General features: G+C 33.0%; 24 protein-coding genes and 4 tRNA genes. 14 read left to right on the top strand and 14 right to left on the bottom strand.

What is annotated here, in order from left to right; all coding sequences use genetic code 11:
• Positions 1 to 9: 9 nt before the first annotated feature.
• The 11 genes from ACNFIH_RS17330 to tgt form a co-directional block, all read right to left on the bottom strand.
• Positions 10 to 801, bottom strand: a complete 792-nt coding sequence (locus ACNFIH_RS17330) for a sensor histidine kinase (protein WP_426484071.1) — start codon at positions 799 to 801, stop codon at positions 10 to 12.
• Between the two features lie 122 nt (positions 802 to 923).
• Complete coding sequence (locus ACNFIH_RS17325) at positions 924 to 1,673, bottom strand: hypothetical protein (protein ID WP_426484070.1); 750 nt, start codon at positions 1,671 to 1,673, stop codon at positions 924 to 926.
• 87 nt (positions 1,674 to 1,760) lie between these two features.
• Entirely contained in the window at positions 1,761 to 2,510 is a 750-nt protein-coding gene (locus tag ACNFIH_RS17320; RefSeq protein WP_426484069.1) for a hypothetical protein, read from the bottom strand.
• A gap of 131 nt (positions 2,511 to 2,641) precedes the next feature.
• Positions 2,642 to 3,394: a hypothetical protein gene (locus tag ACNFIH_RS17315; RefSeq protein WP_426484068.1), complete on the bottom strand. Its 753-nt coding sequence runs from the start codon at positions 3,392 to 3,394 to the stop codon at positions 2,642 to 2,644.
• Positions 3,395 to 3,406: 12 nt separating this feature from the next.
• Positions 3,407 to 3,892 carry a hypothetical protein gene (locus tag ACNFIH_RS17310; protein WP_426484067.1) on the bottom strand — a complete coding sequence of 162 codons (486 nt, stop codon included), beginning with the start codon at positions 3,890 to 3,892 and terminating at the stop codon, positions 3,407 to 3,409.
• 157 nt (positions 3,893 to 4,049) lie between these two features.
• Entirely contained in the window at positions 4,050 to 4,427 is a 378-nt protein-coding gene (locus ACNFIH_RS17305; RefSeq protein ID WP_426484066.1) for a hypothetical protein, read from the bottom strand.
• Positions 4,428 to 4,562: 135 nt separating this feature from the next.
• A complete protein-coding gene (gene dnaB, locus ACNFIH_RS17300) occupies positions 4,563 to 6,107 on the bottom strand; it encodes a replicative DNA helicase (protein WP_035649575.1) in 1,545 nt (514 codons plus the stop codon).
• Between the two features lie 140 nt (positions 6,108 to 6,247).
• On the bottom strand, positions 6,248 to 7,201 hold the full coding sequence (locus tag ACNFIH_RS17295; protein WP_426484065.1) for an acetyl-CoA carboxylase carboxyltransferase subunit alpha: 954 nt from the start codon (positions 7,199 to 7,201) through the stop codon (positions 6,248 to 6,250).
• Between the two features lie 112 nt (positions 7,202 to 7,313).
• Positions 7,314 to 8,201 carry a DMT family transporter gene (locus ACNFIH_RS17290; RefSeq protein WP_426484064.1) on the bottom strand — a complete coding sequence of 296 codons (888 nt, stop codon included), beginning with the start codon at positions 8,199 to 8,201 and terminating at the stop codon, positions 7,314 to 7,316.
• Entirely contained in the window at positions 8,188 to 9,276 is a 1,089-nt protein-coding gene (locus ACNFIH_RS17285) for an LptF/LptG family permease (protein ID WP_142451748.1), read from the bottom strand. Before ACNFIH_RS17285 ends, ACNFIH_RS17290 begins: the two co-directional genes overlap by 14 nt.
• Positions 9,277 to 9,341: 65 nt before the next feature.
• Entirely contained in the window at positions 9,342 to 10,472 is a 1,131-nt protein-coding gene (gene tgt / locus ACNFIH_RS17280; protein WP_035649585.1) for a tRNA guanosine(34) transglycosylase Tgt, read from the bottom strand.
• A 149-nt stretch (positions 10,473 to 10,621) separates the two neighbouring features.
• Between tgt and ACNFIH_RS17275 the strand changes: the two genes are divergently transcribed.
• The 4 genes from ACNFIH_RS17275 (at position 10,622) to ACNFIH_RS17260 (ending at position 14,043) form a co-directional block, all read left to right on the top strand.
• Positions 10,622 to 11,482, top strand: coding sequence for a polysaccharide deacetylase family protein (locus tag ACNFIH_RS17275; RefSeq protein ID WP_426484063.1), 861 nt, complete (start codon positions 10,622 to 10,624; stop codon positions 11,480 to 11,482).
• A 128-nt stretch (positions 11,483 to 11,610) separates the two neighbouring features.
• The gene (locus ACNFIH_RS17270) at positions 11,611 to 11,910 is read left to right on the top strand and encodes a hypothetical protein (protein WP_035649588.1); all 300 of its coding nucleotides are present in this window, start codon (positions 11,611 to 11,613) and stop codon (positions 11,908 to 11,910) included.
• Positions 11,911 to 12,162: 252 nt separating this feature from the next.
• Positions 12,163 to 13,011, top strand: coding sequence for a transketolase (locus ACNFIH_RS17265; RefSeq protein ID WP_426484062.1), 849 nt, complete (start codon positions 12,163 to 12,165; stop codon positions 13,009 to 13,011).
• A 78-nt stretch (positions 13,012 to 13,089) separates the two neighbouring features.
• Complete coding sequence (locus ACNFIH_RS17260; RefSeq protein WP_426484061.1) at positions 13,090 to 14,043, top strand: transketolase family protein; 954 nt, start codon at positions 13,090 to 13,092, stop codon at positions 14,041 to 14,043.
• Positions 14,044 to 14,376: 333 nt separating this feature from the next.
• On the opposite strand, the gene ACNFIH_RS17255 is transcribed toward ACNFIH_RS17260, so the two are convergent.
• Positions 14,377 to 15,480, bottom strand: coding sequence for an FKBP-type peptidyl-prolyl cis-trans isomerase (locus ACNFIH_RS17255; protein WP_426484060.1), 1,104 nt, complete (start codon positions 15,478 to 15,480; stop codon positions 14,377 to 14,379).
• Positions 15,481 to 15,559: 79 nt separating this feature from the next.
• Between ACNFIH_RS17255 and ACNFIH_RS17250 the strand changes: the two genes are divergently transcribed.
• Together ACNFIH_RS17250 and ACNFIH_RS17245 are read left to right on the top strand one after the other, a co-directional pair.
• On the top strand, positions 15,560 to 15,955 hold the full coding sequence (locus tag ACNFIH_RS17250; protein WP_426484059.1) for an RNA-binding S4 domain-containing protein: 396 nt from the start codon (positions 15,560 to 15,562) through the stop codon (positions 15,953 to 15,955).
• Between the two features lie 116 nt (positions 15,956 to 16,071).
• Positions 16,072 to 16,572 (top strand): phosphoribosyltransferase family protein, encoded by a 501-nt coding sequence (locus ACNFIH_RS17245; protein WP_426484058.1) that lies wholly within the window; start codon positions 16,072 to 16,074, stop codon positions 16,570 to 16,572.
• On the opposite strand, the gene ACNFIH_RS17240 is transcribed toward ACNFIH_RS17245, so the two are convergent.
• The gene (locus tag ACNFIH_RS17240; RefSeq protein ID WP_426484057.1) at positions 16,564 to 17,082 is read right to left on the bottom strand and encodes a shikimate kinase; all 519 of its coding nucleotides are present in this window, start codon (positions 17,080 to 17,082) and stop codon (positions 16,564 to 16,566) included. The two genes, ACNFIH_RS17245 and ACNFIH_RS17240, sit on opposite strands and share 9 nt — an antisense overlap.
• 127 nt (positions 17,083 to 17,209) lie before the next feature.
• Here ACNFIH_RS17240 and ACNFIH_RS17235 point away from each other — a divergent pair.
• From ACNFIH_RS17235 to ACNFIH_RS17220, 4 genes are all read left to right on the top strand, one after another.
• Positions 17,210 to 17,282, top strand: a tRNA-Lys gene (locus ACNFIH_RS17235).
• A gap of 40 nt (positions 17,283 to 17,322) precedes the next feature.
• Positions 17,323 to 17,395, top strand: a tRNA-Lys gene (locus ACNFIH_RS17230).
• Between the two features lie 43 nt (positions 17,396 to 17,438).
• Positions 17,439 to 17,521 (top strand) — tRNA-Leu (locus ACNFIH_RS17225).
• A gap of 126 nt (positions 17,522 to 17,647) precedes the next feature.
• A tRNA-Lys gene (locus tag ACNFIH_RS17220) sits at positions 17,648 to 17,720 on the top strand.
• A gap of 138 nt (positions 17,721 to 17,858) precedes the next feature.
• Here the strand turns inward: ACNFIH_RS17220 and ACNFIH_RS17215 are convergent.
• Complete coding sequence (locus tag ACNFIH_RS17215; RefSeq protein WP_426484056.1) at positions 17,859 to 18,341, bottom strand: nuclear transport factor 2 family protein; 483 nt, start codon at positions 18,339 to 18,341, stop codon at positions 17,859 to 17,861.
• A gap of 250 nt (positions 18,342 to 18,591) precedes the next feature.
• Between ACNFIH_RS17215 and ACNFIH_RS17210 the strand changes: the two genes are divergently transcribed.
• The 4 genes from ACNFIH_RS17210 to ACNFIH_RS17195 are packed head-to-tail and all read left to right on the top strand — an operon-like array spanning position 18,592 to position 20,362.
• Complete coding sequence (locus tag ACNFIH_RS17210; RefSeq protein WP_035649603.1) at positions 18,592 to 18,915, top strand: ArsR/SmtB family transcription factor; 324 nt, start codon at positions 18,592 to 18,594, stop codon at positions 18,913 to 18,915.
• Between the two features lie 5 nt (positions 18,916 to 18,920).
• Positions 18,921 to 19,388: an SRPBCC family protein gene (locus tag ACNFIH_RS17205; protein WP_426484055.1), complete on the top strand. Its 468-nt coding sequence runs from the start codon at positions 18,921 to 18,923 to the stop codon at positions 19,386 to 19,388.
• Positions 19,389 to 19,395: 7 nt separating this feature from the next.
• The gene (locus ACNFIH_RS17200; protein ID WP_426484054.1) at positions 19,396 to 19,773 is read left to right on the top strand and encodes a DoxX family protein; all 378 of its coding nucleotides are present in this window, start codon (positions 19,396 to 19,398) and stop codon (positions 19,771 to 19,773) included.
• 10 nt (positions 19,774 to 19,783) lie between these two features.
• Positions 19,784 to 20,362 carry a YdeI/OmpD-associated family protein gene (locus ACNFIH_RS17195; RefSeq protein ID WP_426484053.1) on the top strand — a complete coding sequence of 193 codons (579 nt, stop codon included), beginning with the start codon at positions 19,784 to 19,786 and terminating at the stop codon, positions 20,360 to 20,362.
• Positions 20,363 to 20,369: the final 7 nt, after the last annotated feature.

The following is a 20,369-nucleotide window of genomic DNA, read 5'->3' as shown; positions in this document are numbered from 1 at the left end:
CATTTTAACTTAAAATGTAAAATTTGCAGTGAAACCTTTATTTTTTTCTGAAGAAATTTGAATTGTTCCTTTTAAGAAAGAAATACGGCTCTCAATATTTTTCATTCCGAGGCCTTTTTGATTTTCATCGCTTTTACTGTCAAAGCCAATTCCGTTATCATGATAATTACAAGTCGAAATTCCATTTTCATCAGAGAAAGAAATTTTGATTTCAGTTGCTTTTCCATGTCTAAGTGAATTATTCATAAATTCCTGAAGAATTCTAAAAATGTGCAAATGACGATCAATATCTTTATCATCAAAATCAATTTCATTTTTATAATACACTTTTACCGATTTACTGGTTTCAAACTCTGCACATAATTCCTCCACACCTGCGTTGAGTCCAAATTTTTCAAAAACAGGAGGCAATAAATTGTGTGCGATTTTTCGGGAATTTTCTAAAGCTTTAGCGGTAAGGTCAATAATATTTTCTGTGATTTCTTTAACTTCAGATTCGGTTAAATTTGGCGCAGATAACAAATGTGTGTTTAAAGAAACAATATTCAGTTTAGAACTAATATCATCATGAAGATCTTGTGCAATTCGTTTTCTTTCCTCTTCCTGAGTAACAATAATGGCGTGCAATTGCTCTCTTTGATGGAAGATTTCAAGGTCTCTTTTTTCTAGTTCTTTCTGCGTTATTTTTTTTCGCGAAAAATAAAAAAACAAGATTAAAACAAGCCCCATTAATAAAAAAGAAACACAGCTGAATATTGCGGTTGCAACAATTTCGGATTCTGGGATTGCTTGAGCTCTCATAATTATTTAATAAGTTTTGTTTTTATACTTTCAAACTGAAATTCTTGCTACATTTTTCAAATAAAACTCTCTCATCATTTTTATTGAGAGAGAGTTTCAATACTTTCTTAAGAAATTAATTCTTAAAAAGGAGGTGAAGGACGTGAACCATCATAAACATCTTCAGGATTATCCATTGTTTTTCCTGTTAAAGATGATTTTGACTTAATAGCATTGTTTTTATCAAGTTCTACCAAGATTGTAGTAACTTTTCCAATTCCGTTAAGTCCTAAAAATAATCCAATATTTGGTGTATCTTTTCCTTTTAACATTTCAGCTACAATAGCAGCTTCTAAACTATAATGCTGAAAACGTGCTCCTTCATAAGATGTAACTTCGTTTAAATCAGTTACCGTTTTCAATTTATTCTGCCATGCAACGATGCCGTCGTAAGCTTCTTTAGACAACATTAAATGTTCATTTAAAAGAGCAGATCCTTTATCCGTTTTACTGGTTTCGCCATTTCCAAGCTTTGCTAATTTATCATCATAAGATGGATCTTTCAATATTTTAGAATCAACACTTGCAAGTTCTTTGCCTGATTTGTCAACTCCAATAACTTTAATTTGTACTGTGTTATTGCTATAGCCCAAAATAAATTGCACATTTTCTACATTTGGAGTTTCTACCAATTTAGAAAGTTCATCTGTTGAAAATAAATAAGCTGTAACTTGTTTTTGAGAATTTGCGAAATCAGCATCTAATTTGGCTGTCAGCCAATTCTCTTGCTCTGTTGCCGAAACTGCAGAACTATTCTCCTGAGAGTTGTCTTTTTGACAAGAAAACATAATTAATGCGGCTCCAGCGAGCCCGAATAAAATTGTTTTTTTCATATTTAGGATTTAGGGTAACTATTTTACAACTTGTTTGATAAAAAACCTTTCAAAACAGTATTCTGATAAAGGCAATAATACCAAAAATTAATATGGAGGCGAAGGGCGTACACCATCATAAACATCCTCTGGATTATCCATTGTCTTTCCTGTAAAAGATGTTTTTGACTTAATGGCATTATTTTTATCCAGCTCAACCAAAATTGTAGTTACTTTTCCAAGTCCGTTAAGACCTAAAAACAATCCAATATTTGTGGTATTTTGACCTTTAAGCATTTCAGCTACAACAGCAGCCTCTAAGCTATAATGTTGAAAACGTGCTCCTTCATATGAAGTTACTTCGTTTAAATCAGTTACCGTTTTTAATTTATTCTGCCATGCAACGATAGCGTCATAAGCCTCTTTAGACAACATTAAATGCTCATTTAAAAGAGCTGATCCTTTATCCGTTTTACTGGTTTCGCCATTTTTTAGCTTTGCCAATTTATCATCATACGAAGGATCTTTCAATATTTTTGAATCAAGACTAGCAAGTTCTTTACCTGATTTATCAACTCCAATAACTTTAATTTGCACTGTGTTATCGCTATAACCCAAAACAAATTGCACATTTTCGATATTTGGAGTTTCTACCAGTTTAGAAAGTTCATCTGTTGAAAACAAATAAGCAGTAACTTGTTTTTGTGAGCTTGCGAAATCAGCATCTAATTTGGCTGTGAGCCAATTCTCTTGCTCTGTTGTCGAAACTGCAGAACTGCTTTCTTGTGAATTGTCTTTTTGACAAGAAAACATAATTAATGCGGCTCCTGCGAGCCCGAATAAAGTTGTTTTTTTCATAATTATTAATTTAGGGGGATGAACTCTTTAAATTATTATTTTTAATAAACTTTACTTTTTTCTAAATATCGAAAACCTTAACCAGAACTATATTCTGATTAAGGTTTTGCCTGATACTTAAATAATTATTCTTAAAATGGAGGTGAAGGACGTGTACCATCATAAACATCTTCAGGATTATCCATTGTCTTCCCTGTAAAAGATGATTTTGATTTGATAGCATTGTTTTTATCCAACTCTATTAAAATAGTTGTCACTTTTCCTTTTTCATTAAGTCCAAGAAACAACCCAATGTTTGCAGTATTATGTCCTTTAAGCATTTCAGCTATAACAGCAGCCTCTAAACTGTAATGCTGAAAACGTGCTCCTTCATATGAAGTTACTTCGTTTAAATCAGTTACCGTTTTCAATTTATTCTGCCAGGCAACAATACCGTCGTAAGCTTCTTTAGACAACATTAAATGTTCATTTAAAAGAGCCGATCCTTTATCAGTTTTACTGGTTTCGCCATTTTCCAGTTTAGCTAATTTATCATCAAATGAAGGATCTTTTAAAATATTCGAATCAACACTTACAAGCTCTTTACCAGATTTGTCAACTCCAATTGCTTTGAACTGCAGTGTATTTTCACTATAGCCCAAAATAAATTGCACATTTTCTACATTTGGAGTTTTTACTAGTTTAGAAAGTTCATCAGTTGAAAACAAATAAGCGGTAACTTGTTTTTGGGAATTTGCAAAATTAGCATCTAAACTTGCTGTTAGCCAATTCTCTTGTTCTTTAGCCAAAACTGCAGAACCATTATCTAGTGAATTATCTTTTTGACAGGAAAACATTATAATTGCGGCTCCTGCAAACCCAAATAAAGTTGTTTTTTTTACCATTGTTTTAAATAATCAGTTAGAATTAATTGTCTTCGTTCTGAAATAACTTACTTTCCATTCGTACAAGAAAAATAAATGATATACTATAACCAAAATTGCATTTATAGTCCAAGTTATCATGCTAAAATCTTTACTGAATTTTGTTGTCAAATTACCTATCAGAAATAGAATTGTACTCGCAAAGAGGTACAATAAAAGTCCCATATTTATGTAGTAAAATTCTTTCTTCTCATCCAGCATATTGTAAAAATGAAAAACTGCGTAAATAATTAACAAAAACGAAGTAATAAAAATTTCATATAAATTAAATTTCAAAAACATTTCTGGTTTTACACCATATTGAATACCTAAGGTCAACAAAACTAGCACAAATCCAATTTTAATAACTTTCTTCTGGAATTGATCTTTTACTAATTTTAAATAAAAAATACTCAGTGCAATAAACTGTCCAATAAAATAAATATGCGATAAAAATAAATTACTAACTTTTTTTATCATACATATTCTTCCTGCAATCTGTACACATACAATAATTAGCAAGTAAATTACAAACACTTTATATGCCTTGTTTTTTCCAGGGAATTTTATGGTATACAAAATAAAATTAAGGAACAAGAAAACGTATCCACAGTTTACAAGAAATGAATGCATACTTTTATTCGTTCATAGGACTATTTGGATCTGCGGTAGCAGGAGGGCTTGGTTCTGTAAAATCATAAATACCTGCACCGTCTTCAGCTACTCCATCTTTGTAATTAGGAATTTGATCTTCATAAATTCCAGTTTTCTCATTATAAGTTGTTCCAACTATCATCAATGTTTGTAACCCTTGATCATTTATTCCAATGTAAGCTCTTGCAGCATCGATTCCTTGTGCTAAAACTTTTTCTAAATTGACTTTTGGAATTAAAAACGAGTTAACACGTTTTTTTGCAGTTTCTTCGTCAGTTTGTTTTTTCCATTTTGCAACCCATCCTTGAGCTACTTCTAAAGTAATGTCAGTGTCTTTTTCAGGTAATCTTTCATTTGCCATAATATATAATTTGTTTATTGGTTACAGTTAATTATGCGATTCTTTAACAATCGATTCGCTAATCTACTGAATTTTATTAATAAATTTAACATTAAGACATAAAAAAAACCTTATAAAAAGGTTTTTAAATTGTATTTAGAATGGTACATCACTGTCATCGTCATCGTCATTTAGATTGCTTCCAAAAGCTTCATTCGCTGAAGGAAGATTTTTAGTAATAAATGGATTATCGTCGTGATTCATTTTTGAAGGCAAATCATCAAATCCACCGGTAAATTCTTCAAGATTGTCGAACTTACCTAAATGTCCTAAGAATTTCAAACGAATATTCTCAAGTCCACCATTACGGTGTTTGGCTATAATAAACTCAGCCTGACCTGCAGTTGGAGATGCCTCATCATCATCCCATTCTTCAATTTTATAATATTCAGGACGATAAATAAACGATACAATATCGGCATCCTGCTCAATCGCTCCAGATTCACGAAGATCCGAAAGCAAAGGACGTTTACTAGATCCACGAGTCTCAACGGCACGCGATAACTGAGAAAGTGCAATAACCGGCACGTTTAACTCTTTTGCTAAAGCTTTTAAGTTTCGGGAAATTGTCGAGATCTCCTGCTCACGGTTTCCTCCTCCTTTTCCGTTTCCTCCAGCAGTCATTAACTGCAAGTAGTCAATAATGATTAATTTAATTCCATGTTGCGAAGCCAAACGACGGCATTTTGCACGTAAATCGAATATCGAAAGCGAAGGTGTATCATCAATAAATAATGGGGCTTTTTCTAAGTTTTTAACTTTAGTACTTAATTGCTCCCATTCGTGTTTTTCTAATTTTCCAGTTCTTAATTTTTCTGAAGACAATCCTGTTTCAGAAGAAATAAGCCTTGTAATCAACTGAACCGATGCCATCTCCAGAGAGAAAACTGCCACTGCATGTCCAAACTGAATAGCGACATTTCGTGCCATCGAAAGTACGAAAGCCGTTTTACCCATACCCGGACGAGCCGCAATAATAATCAAATCCGAAGGCTGCCATCCAGATGTTACCTCATCTAATTTTTCAAAACCAGTTGCAATACCACTCAAACCTTCTTTTCCAGCAATTTCTTCAATACGTTTTTTCGCCTGAAGAACCAAACTCTGCGCAGTTTCAGAACTACGCTTGATATTTCCCTGAGTTACTTCGTATAATTTAGATTCGGCTTTATCTAATAAATCAAAAACGTCTGTAGTTTCATCATACGATTCTTCGATAATTTCAGAAGAAATTCTGATCAAACTTCTTTGAATGAATTTCTGCAGAATAATACGTGAGTGAAACTCAATATGCGCAGACGAAGCAATTTTCTGCGTAAGCTGAATCAAATAAAAATCACCACCCGCTACATCTAACTTTCCATTTTTCTTTAACTGCGTTGAAACAGTCAATAAATCGATTGGCTGTGTTTCGGTAAAAAGCTGTAAAATTGCCTCAAAAATATGTTTGTGTGCGTCTTTGTAAAAAGCATCAGGCTGCAAAATATCAATTACATCATCTACACCCTTTTTATCAATCATCATCGCACCAAGAACAGCCTCTTCAAGATCAATTACTTGCGGAGGAAGTTTTCCTTTTTCAAGATTAATAATAGTGGTTTTATCTACCTTTACAGGGTTTACATTTTTGAAATTTTCCATATAGCGAAAGTAACAAAATTTAAAAAAAAATTGTTATCGAGTTATAACTATTAATTGTTTATAAATATCCTTTTTATGTTCATAACCAAAAAAAAATCCGAAACTGTAAGGCTTCGGATTTTTAATCAATCTGTAAGAATTTACTCTTTATACTCGCCCATATTACTATATTTGTCCATTCTCTGGGCAATTAGATCGGCTGTTGATAAGTCTTTCAATTCATTATATCCTTTGGTAATGTATTCTGCTACTGTTTTAAAAGTAGTTTCGCGGTCGTAGTGCGCTCCGCCTAGTGGTTCAGGAATTACATCATCAACTAATTTTTGTTTTTTCATGTCTGATGAAGTCAATTTCAAAGCATCAGCAGCACGTTCTTTGTACTCCCAGCTTTTCCATAAAATTGAAGAACAAGATTCTGGTGAGATTACAGAATACCAAGTATTTTCTAACATGTAAACTTTATCTCCAACACCAATTCCTAAAGCTCCTCCAGAAGCACCTTCACCAACAATAATTGTGATGATTGGCACTTGTAAACGAACCATTTCAAAAATATTTCTTGCAATTGCTTCACCTTGTCCTCTTTCCTCTGCTTCAAGTCCTGGATATGCACCCGGAGTGTCAACCAAAGTAAGAACCGGAATTCCGAATTTCTCTGCCATTTTCATTAAACGCAAAGCTTTACGGTATCCTTCTGGATTTGCCATACCAAAATTACGGTATTGGCGTGTTTTTGTATTAAAACCTTTTTGCTGTCCAACAATCATAAACGACTGACCGTTTATTTTTCCAAGACCACCAACCATTGCTTTATCATCTTTAAAGCCTCTGTCTCCATGAAGTTCTAGAAATGTATCACCGCAAATTGCTCTGATATAATCTAAAGTGTAAGGTCTGTTTGGGTGTCTTGACAATTGTACACGCTGCCAAGCCGTAAGGTTTTTATATATTTCTTTCTTAGTTTCTACTAATTTTTTGTTGATTTCCTTGCAAGTTGCTGTTACATCAACCTCAGATTCTTTTCCAATTACAACACACTTTTGCAACTGTTCTTCAAGTTCTTTGATTGGAAGCTCAAAATCTAAATATTCCATGGATTTTTGAATTTTGTTTTTAAATCGAACCGCAAATATAAAAATATTATATCATTGGCATAGTTAATTGTTAGTAAAGTATCAAATTGTGAATTAAAAGATAAGTAAACTATTACACTTCTTTCTTGTTTTTATAATGTTTAAAAACACCATTTAAAATAACTGTAATGATGATTATTACGGCTCCTATATAAAATTCAGCACTCATTTTTTCTTTTCCGCCAAGAATAAAATAAGCCAGCATAATTCCGTAAACTGGCTCTAAATTAGTCGTTAACATTACTGTATAAGGCGTTAATCGCTGCATAACTTTTACAGATGCAGTAAAAGCATAAGCAGTACAAACCGATGCCAAAATAAACAACCACATCCAGTTATTTAATGACAGTGAAAAAAATTCAGCAGAAAATTTTCCCTGCACTAAAAAATACAAAGTGATAAAGAAAACTCCTGCACCAAATTCATAAAATGTAATTACTGAAGGCTCATGATCTGAGATTAACTTTCCATTCATCAGCGTAAACAATACACCAAGAATAATTGCTGCCAAGGCATAATAAACACCTGTAAGATATTTAATTTCAACCTGTAAAATCAAAGCGAGACCAGCAATAATTATCAATCCGAAGAAAACTTCGTAAAACAATATTTTTCTTCCGTAAAAAAGCGGTTCGAGTAATGAGGCAAAAAAAGCGCCTAAAGAAAATATCGAAAGTGTTATGGAAACATTAGAAACATGAATGGCTTTAAAAAAGAAAATCCAGTGTAATGCAATCAATAAACCAACAAATATCAGCTTAAAAAGTTCTTTTATCGGAACCTGAAAAGATTGTTTTTTGTAAATAATAAATGCTCCCAAAAAAATCATGGCAAGAAGCATTCTGAACCAAACCAAATTTTCAGCATCAATAGTAATCAAGGCGCCTAAAATGGCTGTAAAACCCCAGATAAAAACAATTAAATGAAGATTTAAATAACTTTTTAAATTATCGTTTCGCATTACGTAGTAGGTAAACTGCTAAAATTCCGAAAACAATATTCGGGAACCAAACAGCTAATAAAGGTGAGAATGTAGATTTTTCGGCAAGGGTTCCAAATATTTTATCAAAGAATACAAATGAGAAAGCAATTGCAATTCCGATAGCCAGATTCGTTCCCATTCCGCCACGACGTTTCATAGAAGAAACCGCAACGGCGATAATAGTTAAAATAAAGGCAGAAACCGGTACACTATACTTTTTATAAAGTACAACTAAATAAGTATTGATATTTCCTGAACCTCTTTTTCTTTCTTTATCAATAAAATCGATCAATTTCCCTAAAGAAAGTGTTTCGGCAATATAAACAACCGGAGTCAAATCGGCTAATTCAAATTTGAATTTCTGTTCTTTTTCAGGAACTTTTTCGATTATATCATTTAGTTCACCAACAGTTCTTTTAGTGTAATCGTATAAAATATATGTTTTCTTTTTTGGATCCCATTTAATTCGGCTTGCTGAAATTTTATACGTCATTTTTTCCTTTTCAAAATGCTCTAGTGTAAAATTAAAAGCCGTTTTAGATTCTTCATTAAAACTGTTTACATAAATAAAGTCGTGATCATTTAATTGTCTGTATACATTGGTGTTATTACCAAGCATCTCTGCTTTTCCATTTCCTTTTAAATAGGTATATCTAAAATTATTAAATCCTTCACTCGCCGCAGGAACAATAAAAAATCCCATTAAAAGCACAAAAACCGAAACGATTGAAGCACCAATAATATAAGGTCTTAAAAAACGGCTAAATGAAATTCCAGAACTTAAAACCGCAATAATCTCTGTATTATTTGCCAATTTTGAAGTAAACCAAATCACCGATAAAAACAAAAATATCGGAAAAAGTGAATTTGCAAAATAAATAGTAAAGTTGTAATAATAGAGTGCAATATCCATAAACGGAATCTTGTTCTCCAGCATTTTATTCACCTTTTCAGAAACGTCAATTACAATTCCAATCGGAATAAATAATAAGATCATCACCGAGAAAGTGGCTAAATATCTTTTTAAAATATACTTATCTATTATTGTTAACATAGTAAGGTTTAATCGTTTATCTGTTTAATCGTTTAACCGAATACGATTAAACAAACTAACATATTTTAAAGTCTTTGGCTCATATTTTTAACCATCATTTCTTTCCATGGTCTAAAATCTCCGGCTAAGATATGTTTTCTCGCCTCTCGAACCAACCACATATAAAAACCAAGATTGTGAATCGTTGCAATTTGTTTTCCTAAATATTCGTTGGCAGCAAATAAGTGACGCAAATAAGCTTTAGTATATTCAGTATCTACAAAAGTATGTCCCATTTCGTCGATTGGAGAAAAATCAGCTTCCCATTTTTTGTTTTTGATGTTGATTGTTCCGTTTGCCGTAAACAACATTCCGTTTCTCGCATTACGCGTTGGCATAACACAATCGAACATATCAATTCCTAACGCAATATTTTCTAAAATATTAATTGGAGTTCCAACACCCATTAAATAACGAGGTTTATCTTCTGGAAGAATTTCGCAAACTACTTCTGTCATTGCGTACATTTCCTCAGCTGGTTCACCAACCGAAAGTCCACCAATTGCATTTCCTTGCTGACCAGAGTTAGCAATATATTCAGCCGATTGGCGGCGTAAATCTTTATAAGTACTTCCCTGAACAATCGGGAAAAATGTTTGTTCGTAACCGTATTTATATGGAACTTTTTCCAAATGATTAATACAACGATCCAACCAACGGTGTGTCATGTGCATTGAACGCTGCGCATATCTGTAATCACAAGGATAAGGCGTACATTCATCAAATGCCATAATAATATCAGCACCAATGGTACGCTGAATTTCCATTACATTTTCCGGTGTAAAAAAGTGATATGAACCGTCAATATGCGATTTGAACTTTACTCCTTCTTCCTTAATTTTTCTGTTTGAAGAAAGAGAATATACTTGATATCCTCCAGAATCAGTCAAAATATTACGATCCCAATTCATGAATTTATGCAATCCTCCTGCTTTTTCAAGAATTTCTGTCTGCGGACGCAAATATAAATGATAGGTATTTCCAAGAATAATATCCGGATTAATATCATCTTTCAACTCACGCTGATGCACCCCTTTTACAGAAGCCACCGTTCCTACAGGCATAAAAATAGGCGTTTCAATTACGCCGTGATCAGTAGTTATACTTCCCGCTCTTGCTTTTGACTGCGGATCTTTTTGTAATAAATCGAACTTCATTTGTTTCTTTTTTCAGTCGGCAAAGATAAGTTAATTTCATGGAAATTTAATTAATTAGGCAATTTGTCAATTATAAAATTGAGTTAATTCCAAAACAATATAAAACCTAAACTCTAGAAATTTTTAAATTTGAATAAAATCAATTAAAAATGAATCTAGCTCAAAAACTTGGATATCCAGAAAGCACCAAACTATTAATGATTCACGCCGATGATGCCGGATTATCTCATTCAGAAAATCAAGCAACGATAAAAGCACTACAGAATGGATCTGTCAACTCCTATAGTATAATGGTACCGTGTCCGTGGTTTTTCGAAATGGCATCATTTGCCAAAGACAATCCAAATTACGATTGTGGCATTCATTTAACGCTGACTTGCGAATGGGAAAATTATAAATTTGGGCCAATTCTTTCTATTTCTGAAGTTCCAAGTTTAGTCGATCAAAACGGTTATTTCTATAAAACTCGACAAGATTTCAAAAACAATGCAAAACTTTCTGAAATAAAAAAAGAACTTATAGCCCAAATCGAAAGAGCTTTACAATTTGGAATCCAACCTACACATCTCGACTCACACATGTGCAGTGTTGGCGTAACTCCAGAAGTTTTAGAAATTTATAAAGAACTCGGAAAAACATACAATTTACCAGTTTTCATCAATAAAGATTTTGTAGAATCCATTAGCTTGTCTGATGAAAAATATGATTTTGAAAATACACTTTTAGCTGATAATCTTTTAATTGGATATTACACTGATTTCGAAAAAGGTGAACTTAGAAAATCTTATAAAAAAGCTTTAGACAACGTAATTCCCGGATTCAATGTTTTCTTACTACATCCTGCTTTTGATGATTTTGAAATGCAAGGAATTACAATTAACCATCCAAATTTTGGTTCAGAATGGCGTCAAATTGACTTTGATTTTTTCACAAGTGAAGAATGCGCTGCAAAGCTCAAAGAAAACAATATTCATCTTATTACCTGGAAAGAGATTGCTGCAATTAGATAATTTATCAATTAGAAAATGAGATATTTTTTTTTACTTAATGTAAATATTGCAATTTTCTGATTTCTAAAATATAACAAATCAAATTCATTGATTTCATAACTTTATAAAACACTTAAAATTTAGAAATCATGATAAATTCAGAAGATAAAAACACCGCAAACGAAGATCAAATTGAAAGAAATCTGGAAAATTTAGATTATCCTGCAAACGAAGATATTTATAATCAAGAAGATAAACTTGAGGACATTGATCCAGAAGATATTTCCGGCGAAAGAATCATTAATCAGAACAATCACGAATGGAAACAAAACAGTGACAAACTCGGCGATGATCTTGATGTCCCAGGAGCTGAACTTGATGATGATCAGGAAGAAATTGGTTCAGAAGATGAAGAAAATAATTTTTATAGCGAAAGCGATTCAAATTAATTTTCACATCAAATTTTCTGCAACATTTTTTATGCTGCGAATTAAGTGTATTTACAACATTTAAAATCGTTGTTATGTATTTAATTCGCGGCATAATTTTTATATCCAATTATCAATATCTCGAATTTTCCCTGAATCTGATAAAAAAAGCGCAAAAAAATTTAACAATTGGAGCAAACTAAAGCAAAAAATGATTTGTCTCCCCGCAAAATAACCTTTACTTTTGCTTCAGTTTAAAATTTTACATATAAAATGAAGCCTAACACACAACAATTAAGCGATTTAACGATCCAAGTAAGAAGAGACATTCTTAGAATGGTACATGCTGTAAACTCTGGACACCCAGGTGGTTCATTAGGTTGTACTGAATTTTTGGTAACACTATATCAAAATATTATGGACCGCAAAGAAGGTTTTGATATGAATGGAATTGGAGAAGATTTATTTTTCCTTTCAAACGGACATATCTCTCCTGTATTTTATAGCGTTTTAGCACGCAGCGGTTATTTTCCAGTTTCAGAACTTGCTACTTTTAGATTATTAGATTCTCGTTTACAAGGACACCCAACAACTCACGAAGGTTTACCTGGAGTGCGTATTGCATCTGGTTCATTAGGACAAGGTTTATCTGTAGCTCTTGGAGCGGCGCAAGCTAAAAAATTAAACGGTGATAATCATATTGTTTATACTTTACACGGAGACGGAGAATTGCAAGAAGGTCAAAACTGGGAAGCAATCATGTATGCTTCTGCTAAAAAAGTAGACAACATTATTGCAACTATCGACTTAAACGGAAAACAAATTGACGGAACAACTGACGAAGTTTTGCCAATGGGAAGCATTCGCGCTAAATTCGAAGCTTTTGACTGGGATGTTTTAGAAATTAAAGAAGGAAACAGTATTGATGCTATCCTTGCTGGTTTAACTGATGCTAAATCAAGAACAGAAAAAGGAAAACCAGTTTGTATTTTATTACATACAGAAATGGGTAATGGAGTTGATTTTATGATGCATACTCACGCATGGCATGGTAAAGCACCAAACAATGACCAATTAGCAAACGCTTTGGCTCAAAACATTTCAACTTTAGCGGATTATTAAAAAGTGCTCAGTCTTAGTAGACAGTTTTCAGTTTAGAAACTTAGTCACTTAGAAGCTCAGCATCTCAAAAGAAATAAAATGAAAAAATACGAAAATACAGGAAGTAAAGATACTCGTTCTGGTTTTGGAGCGGGAATGACTGAATTAGGTCAAAAAAATGAAAACGTAGTAGCGTTATGCGCAGATTTAATTGGTTCATTGAAATTTGATGAATTCAAAAAAAATCACCCAGAGCGTTTTTTCCAAATCGGAATTGCAGAAGCTAACATGATCGGAATTGCTGCAGGTTTAACAATTGGGGGAAAAATTCCTTTTACAGGAACTTTCGCTAACTTCTCTACAGGTAGAGTTTACGATCAAATTCGTCAATCTGTTGCTTATTCAGATAAAAATGTGAAAATCTGTGCTTCTCACGCTGGTTTGACTTTAGGAGAAGACGGAGCAACTCACCAAATCTTAGAAGATATTGGTTTAATGAAAATGTTGCCAGGTATGACTGTAATCAATACATGCGATTACAACCAAACCAAAGCTGCTACAATTGCATTAGCAGATCATCATGGTCCGGCTTATTTGCGTTTTGGACGTCCAGTTGTAGCAAACTTCACACCTGCTGACGAACCATTCGTAATTGGAAAAGCAATTATGTTAAACGAAGGAACAGATGTTACTATTATTGCAACTGGCCACTTAGTTTGGGAAGCTCTTATTGCTGCCGAAGCTTTAGAAGCAAAAGGAATTTCTGCTGAAGTAATCAACATTCATACTATTAAACCTCTTGATGAAGAAGCTATTCTTAAATCAGTTGCAAAAACAAGATGTGTAGTTACTGCAGAAGAGCACAACTACCTAGGAGGTCTTGGAGAAAGTGTTTCAGGAGTATTAGCTTTACACAATCCAACTCCACAAGAATTCGTAGCAGTACAAGATAGTTTTGGAGAATCTGGAACACCAGAGCAATTAATGGAAAAATACAAATTAAACAATCAAGCGATTGTTGAAGCTGTAGAAAGAGTTATTAAAAGAAAATAATTTTTACTTTTCTTACTTTATAAAAAAAAACCTCGAAATTCACATTTCGAGGTTTTTTATTTCTATTTCACATCTAATTTTTCCAAATTATGATGATTTATGATTTTTAGCAACATGAAGTCTTAATCTTAATAGGGAAGCACAAAGACAAGATGGTTATTGGTGAATCTGAAACTCCAGAGCAATTAATGGAAAAACACAAATTAAACAATCAAGCAATTGTTGAAGCTGTAGAAAGAGTTATCAAAAGAAAATAATTTTCACTTTTCTTACTTTATAAAAAAAACCTCGAAATCCAATTTCGAGGTTTTTTCTATATCTATTTTATTATAATTATTTTACACTATGGTGATTTTTATCAACATGAATTCTTAATCGTCCTGGAGAAGTATAATCACCTCCAAATGCAGGAATACCATATGTTTCAGTCTCATCTACATTTGGCGTGCTAGGATTATCCGGAATTGGATCAAAAGGATAATATTTACTTATACCAGTCACTGGAGCATCAGCAGGTTTTGTAGTTTCAAAACGAGTAGTATAACCATCTCCATCATCATCAACATCTAAAAAGTCTGCAATTCCGTCTCCATCTGTATCGTCTTTCATCCACGCTGGCGGATTTGGATACCTTACCAAATCTCTTAAGTCATAAACATATCCATTGCCATCAAAACCATCTGCAGTAACAGTTTTATTGACATCTTCAAAATAATCAGGAATACCATCTGGATTTGCAGTTACAGTTGTACCATTTATTTGAATATCATGATCCATTCTTAACAAACCATATAATTTAAAACTAAATACCAAAGGAGAATATGCAGGAATCTTATCTTGTGCCGATGCATAATACGCTAATCCTGAAGGCAGAAACATTACACCAGCTCCAAAATTATCATAAGTAATTACACCATTTGAAGCAGTAGTTGATGTTCCAGTCCTAAACTGAGGGAAAATTTCTCCCCAGCCATCAATTACAGCGCCTTGGGTGTATACAAATAAATCAAAAGCTACTCCATAACCATATGAAGTATCAAAAAGAGTTCCGTCAAGCAAATTACCTGAATAGGAAGCGTAAATTTTATCCGTATTACATGGAGCTTCACCAGTTCCTTTTCTTAATTCTAAATAATAAACATCATAATTAACATCACGATTGTAAACTTTTCTAACTTTTAAGGGGTATGTTTTTTGATCCCAAATTGAAGTTTGCGTACCGCCAGCAGGAATTTTCTTTATTACAATATCATAATTTGCAGTAACGTTGTCAATATAATTAGTCTTTAAATATTTTATTATAGAGTCATTATCTGCTTTATATTGCACATTATAATCTCTTACCTCAACTACAGTTTCATCATCATCACTCTTATTACAAGAAACCATGGCAATACCAGCGAGCAATAAAATAAAATAATATTTAAATTTATTCATTATTGTTAATTTTTTAGGTGCGCAAGATACAATATTGATTTATTTTTGTAAAGAATTTAACTTGGATTTTAGAAAAATTATGAGAATAGATAAATACTTATGGTGCGTGCGTTATTACAAGACCAGAAACATGGTTACAGAAGCCTGTAAAAAGAACCATATTACTGTAAATGGGCAGGTTGCTAAGCCTTCTAAAGAAGTTTTCCCAACAGACAAAATCACCTTTAGAAAAGATCAGATTACACAAATTATCACGGTTCTTGATATTCCGGAAAGCCGCGTGGGTGCAAAACTTGTTGATATATACCGCAAAAACGAAACTCCGCCTGAAGCTTATGCACATTTAGAGTTATTAAAACTCTCAAAAGAACATTACAGAAAAAGCGGAACAGGAAGACCAACCAAAAAAGACAGACGAGATATTGACGAATATGGAAATGAAATTTTTGATGAAGACGAAGAAAACGATATTTAAATTTTAATTCTGAAATCTCAATTTCCAAAAAACATAAAGAATTAATTTTCTAAAATTGGAATTTGGAATTTAAAAACTGCAATTCATAAATTTGTACATTAGCAAAAAATAAAATCATGAGCAAAAACATCATCTTAACGAATCAGGAAATCGAACACAAAATCAAACGTATTGCCTATCAAATTTACGAGACATTTGTTGACGAAGAAGAAGTAGTTATTGCCGGAATCGCTTCTAACGGATCTGTTTTTGCCCAAAAAATTGCTACTGCCTTAAGTAATATTTCAACACTGAAAGTTTCGACCTGCGAAGTTAAAGTCGACAAACAAAATCCGCAGCTACCAATCCATACTTCTTTAACTAAGGAAGAATACCAAAATAAAGGATTAGTATTAGTTGATGACGTATTAAACTCGGGTACAACATTAATATATGCTGTTCGTCATTTCTTAGACGTTCCGCTTAAGAAATTCAAAACAGCAGTACTTGTTGACAGAAATCACAAAAAATATCCTGTAAAAGCCGATTTTAAAGGAATCTCTTTATCAACTTCTTTATTAGAGCATGTTCAGGTTGTTTTTGATGAAAATGGCGATAATTACGCGTTTTTAAGCTAAAATTTCCAAAATATCCTCAACCGTTTCTTCGACTGATTTAGCATCAACCGACACTTTATGCTGTGCATGGTTGTAATAAAAACTTCTGTCGAACAAATGTTTTGCAATAAACTCTTTCATTTCGTCCTCTTCCATATTCGCAATCAGCGGGCGTTTGCTTTTGTTTTGGGCTAATCTATTATATAAAGTATCAATTGATGCTTTTAAGTATATAGAAACGATATCATCATTTTGAAGCAGTAAATGATTATTCGCATAACATGGAGTTCCTCCACCAAGACCAATAATGTTATTTTCTGAAGAATTAAGCAATTCTACAAACATTTCGTGTTCTAATTTTCGAAAATATACTTCCCCCTGTTTAGAAAAAATTTCATTTATCGACAAATTTGCTCTTTTTTCGATGCAAGTATCTAAATCCAGAAACGGAATATTTGTAATTTTTGACAAGTTTTGGGCAATTGTTGACTTTCCGCAACCCATATAACCTAATAACACTATTTTTTTCATATTAATAAAACCTTATAAACTAAGACATTGGGAACTTTTCGTAAAAAAAGACAAATTTATAATAAAAATGCTTGGAAACTTCGAAAATAACTCCTTATATTTGCACCCGCATTCAAGAAACGAATATGACTCGATAGCTCAGTCGGTAGAGCACATCACTTTTAATGATGGGGTCCTGGGTTCGAGCCCCAGTCGGGTCACAAAATTTGTGATTAACAAAATAAGTTTCTTGAAAGCAATGACTCGATAGCTCAGTCGGTAGAGCACATCACTTTTAATGATGGGGTCCTGGGTTCGAGCCCCAGTCGGGTCACAAAGGTCGGGTAAATTATTTTACTCGACCTTTTTTCTTTTTAGGCCACGTGGAGAAACGGTAGACTTGCCATCTTGAGGGGGTGGTGCTCGTAAGGGCGTGTGGGTTCAAATCCCACCGTGGTCACTAAAAAATATTAAGCTTATTTTATTGTAAAATAGGCTTTTATAAATTATTACAAAAAAGCATTAAAAAAAGTCTTTAAAACCTAAATAAAGTGCTTATATTTGCACCCTCATTAGAGAAAACAATGACTCGATAGCTCAGTCGGTAGAGCACATCACTTTTAATGATGGGGTCCTGGGTTCGAGCCCCAGTCGGGTCACAAAAACAAAAAAGCCTATTTCATTTCGAAATAGGCTTTTTTTATGTCCTTTTTTTGCTTTTACAAAAAATCTATTTTTCATTTCCAACTGCTTCTTGCAATGAATCCGGAATAGCAATATTTTCTACCATTCTTTTTTTAACTTTTATGATCAAAGCTCAAAACCTCTTTTAAAACCCACTCCTTATTAATCAAAAGATACACATGAGTAAATTTTGCTTCACTGGTAAAAACATCAGACTTATTAGCTTCTCTTAAATAAAAATCATGAATTCCGGTCTGAACTACTCCGTAAAGCTTTCCTTCGCTATAAAGCGGATACACTTCTAAACTTTCCGGCTTTACTTTTCTGATTGGTTTTTGCGAGCCTTTTCCACAAATATTCTTTTTTACATTTTCTAAAAAAGTCTTTTTATTCTGAATACCGCCCTGATCATGATAAAAAACCAAATCGGGATGAATCGCTTTTTCCAAAAAAGCTATATCACATTGATTAAAACTCTTTTCAAAGAAAATACTGTCATGTTTTTTCAAAGTCAAAAACAATTCGGAATCTTTTGCCACCTGAGCAAAAACAGCAACCGAAATATGGAATAAAAATAATGCGAGAATCTTTTTCATATCTAAATTTCTTAGTTGTTATTATTTATAAAAACTTTCACTTCAATAATTTCTTTAAAAGTAAAACAAACCAATTAAAAACAATTTTTTAGAAGTTAAATTTTTCAATTCTCCAACAATTTCAAGGATTACTAACACATCACCCCTTATCACTAACAACACATTTTCAGTTAATTACAAAAAATACTTTAATAAATATTTGCGTAGCCAAATAACTTCATATATATTTGTAGCCAAATAACTTCATAATATGAATTTAAGACGAGATGTATTTCAGGCCATAGCCGATCCTACAAGAAGAGCTATATTACTTTTGGTGACTTCGCATTCAATGACCGCAGGTGCGATAGCTTCCAATTTTGATACCGCACGCCCAACTGTTTCCAAACATTTAAAAATTTTGACAGAATGCGATTTATTGCAACAAACCCAAAATGGCCGTGAAGTTCATTATACAATTAATGCTAAAAAAATGAAAGAAATAGCCGATTTCATAGAGCCGTTCAGACAAATGTGGGACGAGAGATTCAACAAACTTGAAGAAATCATGAAAAACTACAAACCGAAAAACTAACTGATATGGAATTAAAAACAAAAATAAATGCGCAAGAGGACAAACAAGAACTTGTTATTACACGTGACTTTGATTTGCCCGTCGAATTGCTTTTTAAAGCCTACATCGAGCCTGAAATTGTAGCACAATGGATGGGAACAAAAGTCTTAAAACTTGAAAGCAAAAAACATGGCAGTTATCAATTTGAAACCAGCGATACAAAAGGAAACGTCGTTGTTCAGATGAATGGTGTTATTCATGAATTTATTCCAAATGAAAAAATAACCCGAACATTTGAAATGGAAAATTCGCCTTTTACCGTTCAATTAGAATTTTTAGAATTTAAAAAAGTTAGCGAATCTACAAGCAAACTCACCATGCAAATCGTTTATAAATCGACAGCTTTAAGAGATCAAATGCTTCAATTACCATTTAAACAAGGGCTGAACATGGCGCATAATCGATTAGAAGAAATCTGTAACAAACTAAAATAAACCTATCATGACAAAAAGAAACAAAATTATCTATTGGGTTGCTACGCTTTGGCTAGCACTAGGAATGACAGCAACTGGAATCGTGCAATTAATGCAGTCAAAAGACGAAACAGATCGAATGTCGCATTTGGGTTATCCAATTTATTTGCTAACTTTATTAGGCATTTGGAAATTATTGGGTGTAATAACAGTTCTGATTCCTAAATTTCCATTATTGAAAGAATGGGCCTATGCTGGTTTTTTCTTTGCAATGTCAGGCGCGTTATTTTCGCATTTTGCAGCAAATGACAGCGCAAAAGATTTTTTTGGACCGGCGCTTTTAATCGTCCTAACAGTAATATCTTGGTATTTCAGACCAACGGAACGAAAACTCATTAACGCTTAAACTTATAAAAATGAATCCGAAAGTTGATTTTTTCTTTGACAAAGCCACAAAATGGCAGGAAGAATTGGAACAAATGCGAACCATTGCTCTTGAATGTCAGCTTACTGAAGAGTTAAAATGGGGAAATCCTTGTTATATGTATCAAGATAGTAATGTGGTTTTGATTCATGCTTTTAAAGATTATTGCGCTTTTTTATTTTTCAAAGGCGCTTTGCTAAAAGATACTGACGGAATTTTGATTCAACAATCTGAAAATGTTCAGGCAGCACGTCATATCCGATTTACAAGTTTGAAAGAAATTGTTGATTTGAAACCTATTCTAAAAACATATATTTATCAAGCTATTGAAATTGAAAAAGCAGGTTTGAAAGTAACTCTGAAAAAAACTTCAGACTTTCCTGTTTCTGAAGAATTTCAAAAGAAACAAGATGAAAATCCCGAATTAAAAAAAGCTTTTGAAGCTTTGACTCCAGGGAGACAAAGAGCTTATTTGCTTCATTTTTCTCAACCAAAACAAGCCAAAACCCGTGAAGCCAGAGTCGAAAAACACACTCAGAACATTCTTGACGGAAAAGGTTTAAATGATTAATTTGCCT

This window comes from Flavobacterium sp. 2, from assembly GCF_049949195.1.
Lineage (GTDB): Bacteria > Bacteroidota > Bacteroidia > Flavobacteriales > Flavobacteriaceae > Flavobacterium.
The sequence above is the reverse complement of the archived record's forward strand: the minus strand, read 5'-3'. Positions and strand labels throughout refer to the sequence as shown.